Source organism: Streptomyces hokutonensis, from assembly GCF_042751305.1.
Taxonomy (GTDB): Bacteria; Actinomycetota; Actinomycetes; order Streptomycetales; family Streptomycetaceae; genus Streptomyces; species Streptomyces hokutonensis_A.
This window is the reverse complement of sequence record NZ_JBHYWD010000020.1, coordinates 109,918-124,611: the sequence shown is the minus strand read 5'-3', so window position 1 is coordinate 124,611 and position 14,694 is coordinate 109,918. Positions and strand designations below refer to the sequence as shown.

The window sequence follows — 14,694 nt, the reverse complement described above, 5'->3', positions numbered from 1 at the left end:
GGGGGGGGGTTTTGGTGGTTCGCGCGGGGGGGGGGGGCGCCCGGGGGGGGCCGGGGGGCGGGGGGGGGGGGGGCCCGGGGGGGGGGGGGGGGCCCCCCCCCCCCGGGGGGGCTCGCCGGTGGGTCAGTTGGTGCCGCGGTCGGCCTGCTCGATCAGGTTCTTGACGGCCCCGGGGTGGCTGACCATCGCCGCGTGGGATGAGTTGATCTCCACGGTGTGGGCCCCCGCGCGCTTGGCCATCCACCGCTCTAGGTCAGGGCTGAGTATGTGGTCCTGTTTGGCGACGAGGTACCAGGACGGGATGGTCCGCCACGCCGCCGCGGCGCTGGGCTGGTTGAATGCCGCGGCGTTGACCGGATTCTGGGCGTCGGCCATGTCGGCTGCCTTGCCGGGGCTGACGCCGGCGGCGAAGAAGGCCGGGAACTTGGCCGGATCGAGGGTGAGTTCGACCTCCTGGGTGCCGTCCGCCCCGGTGATCGGCACCGCCTGGAGCGGTAGTGCGGGAATGGGATTGGCGACCGGGTGCGCGGTGACGTCGCCCAGTGTCTCCCCGGCGTCCGGCACCAGGGCAGCCACGTACACCAGCGCCTTTACATCGGGGTCGCCGGCCGCAGAGTTGGTGATGACCGCGCCGCCGTAGGAGTGGCCCACCAGGATGATCGGCCCCTTGATGGTGTCCAGGAAGCCGCGGATGTATGCGGCGTCGCTGGTGAGGCCGCGCAGTGGAGTGTTCAGCGCACGGACGGGATAGCCGTCCTTGCGCAGCTTGTCCATCACGCCGTACCAGCCGGAGGAGTCGGCGAACGCGCCGTGCACCAGCACCACCGTCGGCTTGGGGCCGCTGCGGGCCGTGGCGCCCGCCGCGTGGATGCCTGTGGTCGTCGCTGCCGGGCCGGAATTCAGGGCATGCGCGGCGACCGGGATGGCGGCGAGGGCCAGCGCCGACAGCGCGACCACAGCGGCGTGCCGCAAGGACCGGCGCCCGAAGGGGCTCGTCGTACTCGAAGATGTGGTGCTCTGAGTCATGGAGTTTCCCTGCGTATTGGTGCGAGGCGGTTGCCTCGTTGAGGAGTCTGGTGTTCCTCGGGCAGGGCCGCGTACTTCGAACGAAGTACTTCTCCCGGTACTTCTCCCGCCTGAAGCGGGTGGAGCAGATTCGCCGTCTACATCGTTCGAAGTACACGGCCACCGCGCACGCGAACGAGAATCAGGTCATGGTCAAGACGCAGAACGATCAGGACGGGCCCGCGACACCTCTGTGGGTGCGTCGCCCCGAGGTGCTGCACCGCGTCGCCTATTCAGTGGCCGCGCTGGTGTTCACCGGTCAGATCGTGGCATTGGTACTGAGGGGGTCGGGTTGGCCGACGGTCCTGGCCGTACTGCTCGCCGGTGGTGGTGTCGCCCTGTCATGGTGGAAGCCGTGGGCAGGACTGGTCGTGACGAGCGCGGCGTCCTTCGCCGTCACAGCGGTGGGCCAGGACCCCCTGTCGGTGTGGATGATGGCGGTGCTCGTGCTGCTCTCGGTCACCTTCAGGGGAAAGCAGCCGCTGGTCGGAACCGTCATCGTGGCGGCGTTCTTCCTGGGCGCGTACATGACGTTGGGGGGATTCCGTGGTGGCGCGGTCGTGGGCGCCGCCGCCCTCTTCTCGGCCATAGCGGGAGGTGCGACCGGGGGAGCGCTCCACCTCCACCGAGACCACTGGTGGATGTTGAAGGAAAGAGCCGAAAGAGCCATCGCCACCCGCGAGATCGAGGCCACCCGACGAGTGACCGAGGAACGACTGCGTATAGCCCGGGACCTCCACGACGTGATCGGCCACCAGGTCGCGATGCTGAGCATGCATCTCGGCGCAGCGGAGATCGGGCTTCCCGAAGGCGCCGAGTCGTCCCGGCAGGCCCTCGTGTCAGCCAGGTCCAGCGCCCGCACCGTCGTCGTCGAGACGCAACGGATCCTCGCGCTCCTGCGCCGCCAGGACGACATCCCTGACGGTGAGGCGCTCCGGCCGATCCCGGCGCTGAGCGGTCTGGAGGGACTTGTCGCCTCTTTCGGGAGCATCGGCCTCGACGTCCGGTCCTCCATCGCAGTCCCCGCCGTGTTCGTGGAGCCCAGCGTTGGCGTGACGGTCTACCGGGTCGTTCAGGAAGCACTGACGAATGCCTACCGGCATGGAGAAGGGACGGCCACGGTGGATGTGCGCGAACACGACGGCAGGATCTGCGCCACCGTGGAAAATCGCGTCGGTCTTTCGCCGCACGGCTCCGACCCGGGCAGTGGACTCGGACTCGTGGGGATGCGCGAACGCGTCGAGTCCTCCGGTGGGCGGCTGACGATCGACAGTGACGGCGGGCGGTTCCGGGTCCGTGCGGAGTTCAGCCCTGCGGGAGTTGTCGTCCGATGACGCAGATTCTGATCGTCGACGACCAGGACGACATCAGGGCCGGCATCCGGGCGATGCTTCTGCTCGACCCGGGTCTCGTTGTCGCGGGTGATCTCTCCGATGGGCTCCAGGCCGTTCCCTTCCTGCGGACTCACCCCGTCGACCTGGTCCTGATGGACATCCGGATGCCCGGCATCGACGGCGTCGAAGCCACCCGCCGGATCCGCAAGGAGCACCCGCCCGAAAAGCTGCGGGTGATCGTGCTGACCACCTTCGACCACGACGACATCGTTCTCGCCGCCCTTCGTGCGGGTGCCAACGGTTTCCTCAGCAAGACCGTCAGCCCCGCTGAACTCGTCGCCGGAATCACCGAGGTCCTCGCCGGTGGCGGTGCGCTGTCCGCCGCCGCGACGGCCGCGCTCATCGGTCACATGACCGACAGTCCGCCCCCGGTGATCGACCAGGAACTGCTGCGACGCTTCGGCGCTCTGACACCCAGGGAACGGGACGTGATCGTTCTCATTGCCAGCGGTCTCGGCAACGACGAGATCGCTGCCCTGTTGTACGTCTCGCCGTTCACCGTGAAGACGCACGCCGTGCGGGCCATGACGAAGGTCGGCGCACGTGACCGGGCGCAACTTGTTTCCTTCACCTTCCGGGCCGGCCTCTACCCCTGAGCCCGCCGAGCGCGACCGCGAAACGGTGGTCACAGTCGGTGACGAAACACCCCTGGGAACACCGTGCTCCTTGGAGTCTTTGGCTGGGCGGGCGGGCGGGGTGCCGGGCGTGGATGCCGTGGTGGTGGAACTGGACGAGGCAGTGCGCGAGCGTCTGACAGGGGTGACCCTCTCGACAAATGCACAGGTGAGAGAGGTTCTCCGGGCGCGGATCGTGCCGGCCGCCGCCGAGGGGTTGAGTAACGGTGCCATCGCAGGGGAGTTGGCGGTCACCGTGGACACGGTCCGCACGTGGCGTGGCCGGTTCGCACTCCAGGGGCCGGACGGACTCAAGGACGCCTGCCGCTCGGGACGTCCCAAGACCTACGGCCCCGGTGTGCAGGTGGCGATCGTGGCGGCGACCACCAGCGCACCCCCGCACCCGGCGGCGACCTGGTCGCACCGCCCGGCCCGGTGAGCCCGCCATCGAGGAGTTCGAGTACCGCCGCCACCGCACCGCATCCCTGATCGCTGCCCTGGACGTGCTCACCGGCGAGGTCCTCACCGAGGTAATCGCCCGAAACGACGCGGTGACCTTCACTGCCTTCCTCGACCAGCTTGATGCGATCATCGCCCCCGGCCAGGAAATTCACATGGTTCTGGACAATGGGTCCTCCCACACCGCCAAGCACACCAAGAAGTGGCTGGCAACCCACCCCCGATGGACCGTGCACTGGACCCCGCCGCACGCCTCCTGGCTGAACCAAATCGAGCTGTACTTCTCTGCCATGACCCGCCGCGTCCTCCGCCACGGCGACTTCTCCAGCCGCGACGACCTCATCGACAAACTGGACGTCTACGTCACCGGCCGCAACGAATCCGCGAAGCCATACAAGTGGACCTACGACGGAACCCCGCTCAAGACCACGTGAACAGTCCTCACACCCCTCCACGGACTTGCGCGGAGCGGCACTAGATCCAGCCTCTCTTGGCCGCCTCGACGCCCACCTGGAAGCGGGTTTCGAGGCCGAGGCCGGACGCGATCGCCCCGATCCGGCGGGTCACCGTGCGCGCGCTCGTCCCCAACTGCCGTGCGATCGCGTGGTCCTTGTAACCCGCGTGCATCATCTTCAGCAGCAGGAGGTCCTGCGGGCTCGGCCCGTCGGGCGCCGCCGGAGCGGTCGCGACGAGGGATTGCGCACGCTGCCAGTAGGAGTCGAACAATTCGAGGAGCGCATCGAGCAGGCCCGACTGATGGACGACGGCGATCCTGTCGTAGCGGCCCGGGACCAGCGCGACCAGCGCGACGCGCCGGTCCATGATGCGCAGCCGGAAGGGCAGGGTCGGCAGGATGCGGGCCTGCTCGCCGATCTGGGCGAGGTGGGTGATCAGTTCGAACCGGCCCGGCTGTGCCAGTGCCTCCTGGGTGTAGACCGACCGTATGTCGACGCCGCGGCCCAGCAGGTCCATCGTCAGGGCCTCTTCCAACTCGGTGCTGTAGGGGCCGAGATAGGGAGGTCGGTCGAGCACCCAGAAATGAGTGCGGACCGACTGCATCAGTTCGGCGACGCGCAGCGTGATCTCTGCCTCGCCGGTGATCACCTCCACCAGTCCGGTCGGATCCTCCTGCAGCCGATGGGCGCGGTAGTCGTCCGCCAGATCGTCGACGGTGCCCCACACGGCGGTAAACGCCGCCTCGGTCTCGGCCCGTCGTCTGGCGACCAGTGCCCTGAGCGCGGTGTGCGGGCCGACCGGCCGGTACTGGCCGGGTCCTTCCTTTCTCAGCATGCCCAGTTCCACCAACCGGGAGACGGCGCGTCTGATCCGGCCGGGCGTGGTGCCCAGGGTCTCGGCGATCCCGGCCGCCGTCCGGTCCGACGTGGTGAGGTAGGTGCGGTAGACCTGTTCGTCGAACTCGCTGATCCCCAGGGTGCTCAGCACCGGTTGCCCTCCCAGCGATCGCCGTCCGTCGAGCTGTCGGGACGGCCGTGGCGCGAATCGCCAACTGGCGATGTAGGACACGATTTTGGTCTAGACATTCGCCATTCACAAGCTTTCACTTTGAACGTTCACGCCACCTGTGGACGGATTCCGAGCGCCCCCGGTGTCTACGACCGGTCAGGCGGCGCCACTTGTAGGGCAGAGGACGAGCGTCCTCTGCCCTACCGCGAGCCGGGAGAGACCCTGTGAAAGCGCATCACCGCAGACGCTGGAGTGTGCCGGTTGCCGCCGGCGCCCTGGCGTTGGCGCTGTCCGGCCCCTACGACGCAACGGCCTTCGCGTCCCCGGCGGCCCGTCCCGCCGCCGACCACCTGCCCACCGCATCCCCGTCCACCGCGTCCATGTCCGACCGGGTGCCCGCGGGCGACCACTCGGTGACGTTGATCACCGGAGACGTGGTCACCACCCGGCAGAGCCCGAGCACCGGCAGCGGGACCGGGGGCGTCGTCAGCGTCCGCGGCGCCGACGGGCGCCCGGTGCAGACCCACATCCTGACGTCGGGCGACGACCTCTACGTGTTCCCCGAGTCGGTGCTTCCGTTCGTGGCCAAGGGCATCCTGGACCGGCAGCTGTTCAACATCACGGCCATGATCGCCGACAGGTACGACGACGCGCACCGCGACCGGCTGCCGCTCATCGTCTCCTACACGCACGCCGCCGAGGTCCGCGGCAACGCCGCCGCCCTGCCCGACGGGGCGACCCGGGTCCGTACCCTCGCCGGCATCGACGGCGGCGCCGTCACCGAGGACCGCGCGCACGCCGCGGACTTCTGGACGTCCGTGACCGCGTCGCCGTCGGCCGACGGGGTCCGCAAGCAGTCCGCCGCACCGGCCCTCGCCGACGGGATCGCACACATCTGGCTGGACGGCCTCGTCCACGCCGACCTCGCCGACAGCACGGCGCAGATCGGCGCCCCCCAGGTCTGGGCGAACGGCGACACCGGACAGGGCGTCGACGTGGCCGTCCTGGACACCGGAGTCGACGCGGGACACCCCGACCTCGCGGACCGCGTCGCGGACCGTCAGAGCTTCGTACCGGACGAGAACACGGACGACCACTTCGGTCACGGCACGCACGTCGCGTCCATCATTGCCGGTACCGGCGCGGCCTCCGACGGCACGGAGAAGGGTGTCGCCCCCGGCGCCCGCCTCGACATCGGCAAGGTGCTGGACGACACCGGGTCCGGTCAGACCTCCTGGGTCCTGGCCGGCATGGAATGGGCCGCCGTCGACCAGCACGCCAAGATCATCAACATGAGCCTCGGCGACAATCAGCCGTCCGACGGAACCGACCCCCTCAGCCAGGCCGTCGACACGCTCAGTGCCGAGACCGGTGCGCTGTTCGTCGTCGCCGCGGGCAACTCCGGGGCGCCCGCCACCATCGGCGCGCCGGGCGCGGCGAGCGACGCGCTGACCGTGGGGGCCGTCGACTCCGGTGACTCGGTGGCCGAGTTCTCCAGTCAGGGCCCCCGCGTGGACGGCGCGCTGAAGCCGGAGATCACCGCCCCCGGCGTCGGCATCCTCGCGGCCAACTCCCAGTTCGACGGCAACGGCGAGGGCGCCTACCAGACCATGAGCGGCACTTCCATGGCCACGCCCCACGTGGCGGGCGCCGCCGCGCTGATGGCCGCCGCCCACCCGGACCTCACCGGAAGCCAGCTGAAGGACCTGCTGACCAGCAGCTCCCGGCAGACCCCGCAGTACGACGCCTTCCAGGCGGGCAGCGGCCGTCTCGACGTCGCCGCGGCCGCGCACGCCGGGGTCTTCGCCACCGCGACCGCGTACGCCGCGCAGGTTCCGCAGAGTTCCGCCGGCGGCGTGCAGCGCCCCGTGACGTACACCAACACCACGGACAAACCCGTCACCCTCGCGCTGAGCGTCGAGGCGGCACACGCCCCCAGCGGGGTGTTCCGGCTCTCCGCCTCCCAGGTGGCCGTGCCGGCACACGGCTCCGCCGGTGCCACCGTGGCCATCGACGGCTCGGGCGTCACCACGGGCGGCCGGTACACCGGCCAGGTCGTCGCGAAGACCACGGCCGGCGAGGTCGCGGCGCACACCGCCGTCTCCCTCGGGGACCTCGAGCACAAGCTGACCATGCGGTTCAAGGACGCCCAGGGGCGACCGATGTCAGGCGTGGTCGAACTGCTCAGGTCCGGCGACGACTCGCCGGCGTTCATCGAGATCGACGACTCCGGCACGGGCCAGATGTACCTGCCGAACGACGTGTACTCGGTGCTGTCCTTCAAGACGGTGCAGGGCGTCCACGGCCCCCACTCCTGGGGCATGGCGCTGCTCGGCGACCCCGACGTCCGCATGGACCGCGACACCACCGTCACGCTCGACGCGTCCAAGATCGAACGCGTTGACATGACGACCCCTCAGCGGACCGAGACGACCTACCAACGACTGGACTACACCCGCCTGATGGGCGGCCAGGCCTGGCGCGACTACATGGAGACCCAGACCAACTACGACAGCCTCTGGGCCCAGCCGACCACCCACAAGGTCACCCATGGTGACTTCTACCTGGCGGCCCGCTGGCGCAAGGAGCAGCCCGCACTGTCCGTCTCCACCAGGACGACCGACTTCACCGACGCGCTGCGCCAGGACGGCGTCACGCCCCTGCCCGAGGGCACCGTCAAGCTCCCGCTGGTCTTCGCCGGGGAGGGCGCGACCACCGACTACGCCCACCTCGACGTGCGCGGCAAGGCCGTGGTGGTACGCCGTAACGACGACGTGTCCGACAGGGACCAGGCCGCCGCCGCGGTGGCCGCGGGCGCGAAGCTCATGCTCGTCGTGAACAACGTGGACGGCCGCGGCTTCCGCTCCTACAACGCACCGTTCAGCTCGACGCCCGTCCGGCTCGACGTGGGCCTGCTCAGCACCGACGAGGGCGAGAAGCTCGTACAGCAGTCCCGGACCCGGGGCGCCACGGTCACGGTCGGATCCGCGCCCGTGAGCCCGTACGTCTACGACCTCGACCGGACCTGGCACAACGAGATCCCCGCCCACCTGCTGGTGCAGGGCAGCGCCAAGAACCTCGCCCGGATCGACGAGACCTTCGACAGCCCCGCCCCGGGCAGCACCGGCGGCGAGTTCCGGTTCGACTGGCCCGCCTACGACGGCTGGGCGATCGGTTCGATGATGCCGGAACCGGTCCGGGGCAGGCGTACCGACTGGGTCTCCACCGGCGGCTACCACAGCTGGAGCCAGAGCGCCTACGCGGACGGCATGGTCTTCGAAGCCGGGGCCAAGACCTCCTACCGGGCGGGCAGCACGCAGTCGGAGGAGTGGTTCAAGCCGATCGAACGGCCCTACCTGAACGACACCTACAGTCTGCCCAAGCGCACGGGTGACCACCTGTACCTCGACACCCCGGCCTTTGGCAGCCGCACCCACGTCGGCATGAACCAGATCGACGGCGGAGCGGAGCAGCGCCAGACGCTCTACCAGGGCACCACGCAGTTGGGCACGGGAACCTTCACGAACGTCTCGGGCGACGCACCCGGCACCGGAAGACTCCCGTACCGGCTGGTCGTCACCAGCAAGCGCGACGTGTCGTTCACCCCGTACTCCTCCAGTACGCGCACCGAGTGGGACTTCACCTCGAATGCGCCGGCGGACGGCTCCGCAGCGGTGCTGCCGCTGGTGCAGATCGACTACGAGGTCGGCACCGACTCGGCCGGGCGGGCCGGACGGCACGACTCCCTGTCCGCCTCCGCCGCTCAGCTGCCGGGCGCCGTCGGCGCCGGCCGGCTCGGCGCGGTCACCCTGGAGATGTCCTACGACGACGGCACGACATGGCACCGGGTCACCAGTGACCATGCCGGGCGGTTCCGCCTGGACGCACCGAAGAAGGCGTCCTACGCCTCACTCAGGGCGAGCGCCCGGGACTCGGCGGGCAACGCGGTGCACCAGACGGTGATCCGGGCGTTCGGCCTGCGCTGACGCACCGCCACGGATCGCACGCGAGTCAAGAGCGGTCCGTCCGGGGGGCACACGTCCCCACGGACGGACCGTTCGGACGATCTTCCTGGCGACGAAATGGCCGCACTCCTTCCCAGAGAGATCGGATGGCGGCAGATATTTCCGTCCCAGATCCAGGACTTGGGGACCTCCTTTCCGCACATTCATCGAATGTCTGGGTCATCACTCGTCCGGTGGGAGATCGACCATGTGTACCGTTGTCGCCGCATGGCTTGCTGCCACCGTGGCTTCACCCGGTTTCGCCAGCGCCCCCGCCGAATCGACACACCCGTACTAGATCGCCGCGATCAAGCTCGCCACCAGGCCGCGCGCCCACTCACTGGACGCGGGCTCCTCGCTGAAGATGGCGCGGTAGTACAGCGGACCCAGCAGTGTGTCGATGGCCCGCTCCACGCTCGGGACCTTGCCTCCCCGGGCTCGCTCCCGCTCGATGATCGCGCCGAGCTGGTCGTGCCGGTCGGCTGTGCAGGCGCAGCCGCCTGCCGGACCCGAACCGATCGTCGCCCGCATCAGGGCGAGCACGTCGGGGTCGGCAAGGTCGGTGGCCACATCGCTCATCCACCGTTCCAGGTCCCCCACCAGCGACCCCGTGTCCGGCACGACGACGTCGCCGCTGAACCGACTGGTGGCGACATCCGCCAGTAGCTGGGCCACAGAACCCCAGCGCCGGTAGACCGTGGTCGCGTGCACGCCGGCCCGCGCCGCGACGGCGGGAATGGTCAGTACCTCGTCCGGCTCCTCGGCGAGCAGCTCCGCGACCGCTCGGTGAACGGATGCCCGTACCCGCGCGGAACGGCCTCCGGGACGGGCCTGAACAACTGGTTCGGTCATGCGGAAATTATCGCACTCATCGCTGCGTTAGGGCCACCATGACTAACGCAACGATCGCTGCATTCGGAGGAGCTCATGTCTGACGCACCCGTGCATGACATGAAGACCTCCTCGACCGCAGCCCCGTTCGACTCACAGCAGGGCATCCTGCGGCGCGGACTGAGCCGGCCGGCCGCCTTCGCCTCCATCGCGGCCGTCTTCGTCCTCTTCATGGCCGCGTCGAGCGCACCGTCACCGCTCTACGTGATCTACCAGCACGAATGGAGCTTCTCGGCGACCACGCTGACCACCGTCTTCGCGGTGTACGTCGTCGGTATGATCGCGGCGCTTCTCGTGCTCGGAGCGCTGTCCGATCACATCGGCCGCCGACCGGTTCTGGCCTCGGCCATCGTCCTCGAAGCGGTGGCAATGGCACTGTTCATCGTCGCCGGTGACGTCTCCGTACTTCTGATCGCGCGCTTCGTGCAGGGCATCGCCACTGGCGCCGCCATGACGACACTCGGTGCGACCCTGGTCGATCTCAACCCGCCCCACGCACCGCACCGTGCCGGCGTCATCACCGGTGCGGCCCCGACGTTCGGACTGGGTCTGGGGGCGTTGGGAACCGGCGTCCTGGCACAGTACGGCCCGCAGCCGACCCACCTGGTGTACGAGCTGCTGCTCGCGGGACTGGTCCTCGCCGGCCTGCTCGTCGCCCTGCTGCCCGAGACGGCACAGCGCCGTCCCGGCGCAGTACGGTCGTTGCAGCCTCGCCTGGGCGTTGCCCCACGACTCCGCACGGACCTCATCGCGCTCGTACCGATCCTGGTGGCGAGCTGGGCCCTCGGCGGGCTGTATCTCTCCCTCGGTCCGTCCGTGGCCGCCAACCTGTTCGGCCTGTCCAACCATGTCATCGGCGGGCTCGTGGTCACCCTGCTCTGCGGACCCGCTTCGATCACGGTCTTCGCGCTGCGCGGCTGGCCCACCCAGCACACTCTCGCCCTCGCAGCCGCCCTGCTGCTCCTCGGCACGGCGGTGGGCCTCACCGGAGTGCAGGCCAACTCACTGACGACGGCCGCGCTCGGCACGGCCATCGCCGGCATCGGCTTCGGCGGATCGGCCCTGGCCAGTTTCGGCACGCTGGCCCGCATCGCCCGCCCGACCGAGCGGGGCGAACTCTTCGCGGTCGCCTTCGTCATCTCCTACCTGGCCTTCAGCATCCCGGCCGTGATCGCCGGGTTCGCCACCACGAACGTGGGCCTGCACGACACCTCGGTCGTCTACAGCACCGCCGTCATGGCCTTCAGCGCCCTTGCGCTCATCGCACAGCGGCTCCGCACGCTCAGGGCCAGGAGTGCCGACCGGCGCATGGAGCCTGCCGTCGCTGGAGCCGCCTCTGACCATCCGTCTCCCTCCGCCGTCGTGGAAGGACAGTTCGCCGTGCCATTCGACGCCGAGACGGGGGAACCCTTCAACCGATGAAGGAGTCGGCCGTCACGCATGCCGCGCGGCTACGACCCGCTGCTCGGCGGCGTCCTGGTGCGGGCCGGCAGCCTGCGGCTGTTGTTCGTCGTGCTGGCCGCGCTGGGCGCGGCGGTCGCCGGACGGGCCTCTTTGCGCGTGCCCGTCGTACCGTCGCTGCCCAGAATCCGGCAGACGGTGCTCGGCCTGGCCCGGCGGCCGGCCGATCCGACGTTCCTGGCCCCGACCGCCGCACTGGCCGCCGCGACCGCGGCCCTGTCGGTCGGTATCGGTTCCTGCCCGTCTCCGGCCGGGGCGCCGGGCTCAGCACCGTTGCCACCGGCGCTGCGGTGTCGGTGCTCGCCGCCTGTGCGGCCGCGGTCCAGCCGCAGGCCGGGCGGGCCCTGGACGACGGACGGCGGACGATCCCCTGGGGCCTCACCGCCGCGGGCGTGGGCACTGTAGGAGTACGAGCCGTCCTTGCGCTTCGCAGCAGCACCGCGCGGATGCGGCGAGTTCGCCTCGCAGACACCCGTCGTGTGCCGCGCACACGACGCGGCCACCGCATCGGTCGCCACGGCTACGGGCACCGGGACCGGGGCGACTGGGCGGACCGTCGCACGCGAACGCATGCGCGGGGCAGGCGCTTCCAGGTCTGACGTCGACGAGCAGCGACCCCAGGTCGTGCAGGCGACCGCTTCGGCATCGCTCTCTACCGGTGACCTGTCCCGCCCCCGTCGTCCCGGCCGTCTTCCTGTGCGGTGTCCTGCCGAGCCGGACACCGCACGGATCATGACCGGCCGGCCCACCACCTGTGAACGCCGGCGGCCGGATCGTGCAGGAGGTTCCGACGACGAAACGATGACCTCGCCACTGATGCTCGGCTGGATCTGGACGATCGGGGTGGGGGTGTCGGGACCGACCCCTCGCGGCCGGCCCCGGCGCCGTGAAGCAACCCCGGTCCCTCACCCCGGTGCGGCGTCAACCAGCCCGTGCAATGGCCCTGTTGGTGATCGACGCCCGCCCCATATCGTTACCTCATGTGGTCATATGCGGTGTGGGGGCTGATCGGTGCCGCCCTCTACAGATGTCTCATCGTCCGGGCTGCCCTCCTGCGCGACGAAGACCCGTTCACACACCGGTACGGGCGGTGGGACTACCCCGACGGGCCCGGCCCCGGCGCCCTCGCCGCAGGCCTGTGCCTGCACGCGCTCCTGGGCGCGGCAGTCGGCTGCACGGCGGCGGCTTGGGCCGGCACGGCGGGGGCGGCGAATACGGTCAGGTCCCTGATCGCGCTGGTCCTGGGGGTCGCCACCCCGATCGTGCTCAAGCCGGCCGCCCGGCTCGCGCTCCGGCTCCTGATACCCGACGCCCTGGACAGGGGAACGGAGATACGGCTGACCGACCGCCGGTACTGGTACACGCCGCCCGGTCACCCTCCCGTGGCCGCCGACGGACCGTACCCGTGGGCCGACGAACTGGCCCGGCGCATCCGCGCGCAGGAGGTGGCCAGGCCGGTCAACCTGAAAGGCGCCCACCTCAACGGGGCGGACCTGACCGGGGTGGATCTGCCCTGGGCCTACGCACAACTGGGCACGCTGCCGGGGGTGTGCCTTCGGGAGGCGAACCTGTCCCGGAGCTTCTTCTACGTGGCGAATCTGATAGGAGCCGACCTGACGCGGGCTCGCCTGGATCGCGCGGAGCTGGGCTCGGCGAGGCTGGTCCGGGCACGGCTGACAGAGGCCGACCTGACCGGAGCGGACCTGACGCACGCGAACCTGCTGGACGCGGACCTCGCGGGAGCACGACTGCGCGGAGCGGACCTGGGCGGGGCGGTCCTCGTCCGGGCGAACCTCACCAGTGCCGACCTGACCGGGGCCTGTCTTGAACGGGCCGACCTGACGGGTGCCGACCTGAGCGGCGCGGAACTGACGGGCACGAACCTGGCCGGGGCACTGTGGACCTCGGAAACCGTCTGGCCCATCGGGCCGGCCGACCGGATGCGGGAAGATTCGGAGCAGCTCTTCGATGACGTGTACCGCGTGCACGGCTGGTCGCCCGAGCCCTACAAGTCCAAGGAGAAGAGTCAACCTCCTTTCTGCCAACGGCTGTTGATCGCCTTCTGCGATGCCGCCCCGGCGTTCCGGCCGCTCCGCGCCGGTGACGTCGGCCGCGGCAAGGAGACGCGGGCCGCCCGGCCCGCCAGACCCGTCGGGCGGGACGGCCTCAGGAGTGCGCTGAAGTCCGGCACGGCCGTTTCCCTGTCAGGCGCGCAGCTGTACGGAATCGATCTCGTGGGCGTGAGCCTCGCCGGAACGGACCTCAGCCGGGCCGACCTCACGAAAGCGAACCTGACGGGCGCCGACCTGAGCCGGACCGACCTGACCCGGACACGTCTGACGCAGGCGAACCTGTCGGGAGCCAATCTGAAGGGCGCGAACCTGGCCGGAGCGAACACCGTGAGCGCGGACGTGACGGGGGCGATCCTTACCGGCGCGAACCTGGCCGACGTCTATCTGGTGGGCGCGAATCTGTCCGGTACCCGTCTGACCCGTACGAACCTGACCGGTGCCCTGTTCTCGGCGACGAAGCTGACCGGGGCCGACCTGACCGACTCCGACCTCACCGATGTCGCCCTGGTCAAGGCGGACCTGCGCGGCGCGAAGCTCCTGCGGGCCCGGCTGACCTCCGCCGACCTGAGCGAGGCCGACCTGACCAAGGCCATCCTCACGGAAGCCGACCTGACCTGCGCCCATCTCTTCGCCGCGGACTTTTCCCAGGCCCGGATGATCAGGGCCAGGCTCACTCTGGCCTTTCTGTACAAAGCGAAGCTGACGGGCGCCGACCTCACCCACGCGGACCTGGCCGGAGCCGACCTGACCGAAGCGCGCCTCAGAGGGGCCAAGCTGGTCGGAGCCCGGCTGCGCGGCGCGGACCTGGCCGGGGCCGACCTGAGTGGAGCCCGCACCGACGGCGCCGACTTCGCGGAGGCGGTCTGGTCCAGCACGACCAAGTGGCCCGGCACGATCGCCGGGACTATCCGGGATCGCTCCGAAACCGCCCCCGACGGCACCTTCCGCGTACGCAACACCACCCCCGGCACGCACCACTCCCCCAGCGCGGGAACCTCCGAACCGTAGACCGAAGCCGTCCAAGAACCCCCGCATCCAGTTCGACCGGCTCCACTTCCCCGCCGCGACAGATGCCCCTCCGGCCCACTGTTGCGGTACCGACCGGCCGTCACACCGATTTCCGGTACACCGTGCCACGCCCGTCTTCATGCGAACGCGGCCGTGGGGGGGGGGGGGGCGCGGGGGGGGGGGCGCGGGCCCCCCCCCCCCGCCCCCCCCCGCCCCCCCGCCCCCCCACCACACCCCCCACCACAAAAACAACACACACAAA

The 14,694-nt window shown here is 70.1% G+C and carries 11 protein-coding genes; 8 read left to right on the top strand and 3 right to left on the bottom strand.

What is annotated here, in order from left to right; translation table 11 throughout:
• Positions 1 to 123 precede the first annotated feature (123 nt).
• Complete coding sequence (locus ACFXC1_RS38390) at positions 124 to 1,026, bottom strand: alpha/beta fold hydrolase (RefSeq protein ID WP_381251751.1); 903 nt, start codon at positions 1,024 to 1,026, stop codon at positions 124 to 126.
• Positions 1,027 to 1,214: 188 nt separating this feature from the next.
• Here ACFXC1_RS38390 and ACFXC1_RS38385 point away from each other — a divergent pair, with 188 nt between their 5' ends.
• From ACFXC1_RS38385 to ACFXC1_RS38370, 4 genes are all read left to right on the top strand, one after another.
• Entirely contained in the window at positions 1,215 to 2,399 is a 1,185-nt protein-coding gene (locus tag ACFXC1_RS38385) for a sensor histidine kinase (protein WP_381251749.1), read from the top strand.
• Positions 2,396 to 3,055: a response regulator transcription factor gene (locus ACFXC1_RS38380; RefSeq protein WP_124000713.1), complete on the top strand. Its 660-nt coding sequence runs from the start codon at positions 2,396 to 2,398 to the stop codon at positions 3,053 to 3,055. Before ACFXC1_RS38385 ends, ACFXC1_RS38380 begins: the two co-directional genes overlap by 4 nt.
• A gap of 187 nt (positions 3,056 to 3,242) precedes the next feature.
• Positions 3,243 to 3,512, top strand: coding sequence for a helix-turn-helix domain-containing protein (locus tag ACFXC1_RS38375; protein ID WP_381251747.1), 270 nt, complete (start codon positions 3,243 to 3,245; stop codon positions 3,510 to 3,512).
• Positions 3,430 to 3,966, top strand: coding sequence for an IS630 family transposase (locus ACFXC1_RS38370; protein ID WP_381251745.1), 537 nt, complete (start codon positions 3,430 to 3,432; stop codon positions 3,964 to 3,966). Before ACFXC1_RS38375 ends, ACFXC1_RS38370 begins: the two co-directional genes overlap by 83 nt.
• Before the next feature lie 40 nt (positions 3,967 to 4,006).
• Here ACFXC1_RS38370 and ACFXC1_RS38365 read toward each other — a convergent pair whose 3' ends face one another.
• Positions 4,007 to 4,975, bottom strand: a complete 969-nt coding sequence (locus ACFXC1_RS38365; protein ID WP_381251743.1) for a helix-turn-helix domain-containing protein — start codon at positions 4,973 to 4,975, stop codon at positions 4,007 to 4,009.
• Between the two features lie 245 nt (positions 4,976 to 5,220).
• On the opposite strand from ACFXC1_RS38365, the gene ACFXC1_RS38360 reads away from it, so the two are divergent.
• Positions 5,221 to 8,982 carry a S8 family serine peptidase gene (locus tag ACFXC1_RS38360; RefSeq protein ID WP_381251741.1) on the top strand — a complete coding sequence of 1,254 codons (3,762 nt, stop codon included), beginning with the start codon at positions 5,221 to 5,223 and terminating at the stop codon, positions 8,980 to 8,982.
• A 312-nt stretch (positions 8,983 to 9,294) separates the two neighbouring features.
• On the opposite strand, the gene ACFXC1_RS38355 is transcribed toward ACFXC1_RS38360, so the two are convergent.
• Complete coding sequence (locus ACFXC1_RS38355) at positions 9,295 to 9,852, bottom strand: TetR/AcrR family transcriptional regulator (RefSeq protein WP_381251739.1); 558 nt, start codon at positions 9,850 to 9,852, stop codon at positions 9,295 to 9,297.
• Between the two features lie 75 nt (positions 9,853 to 9,927).
• On the opposite strand from ACFXC1_RS38355, the gene ACFXC1_RS38350 reads away from it, so the two are divergent.
• The 3 genes from ACFXC1_RS38350 (at position 9,928) to ACFXC1_RS38340 (ending at position 14,432) form a co-directional block, all read left to right on the top strand.
• Positions 9,928 to 11,313: an MFS transporter gene (locus ACFXC1_RS38350; protein ID WP_381251737.1), complete on the top strand. Its 1,386-nt coding sequence runs from the start codon at positions 9,928 to 9,930 to the stop codon at positions 11,311 to 11,313.
• Positions 11,314 to 11,331: 18 nt separating this feature from the next.
• Complete coding sequence (locus tag ACFXC1_RS38345; protein WP_381251735.1) at positions 11,332 to 11,757, top strand: hypothetical protein; 426 nt, start codon at positions 11,332 to 11,334, stop codon at positions 11,755 to 11,757.
• A 575-nt stretch (positions 11,758 to 12,332) separates the two neighbouring features.
• Entirely contained in the window at positions 12,333 to 14,432 is a 2,100-nt protein-coding gene (locus tag ACFXC1_RS38340; protein WP_381251733.1) for a pentapeptide repeat-containing protein, read from the top strand.
• The last annotated feature ends 262 nt before the right edge of the window (positions 14,433 to 14,694 follow it).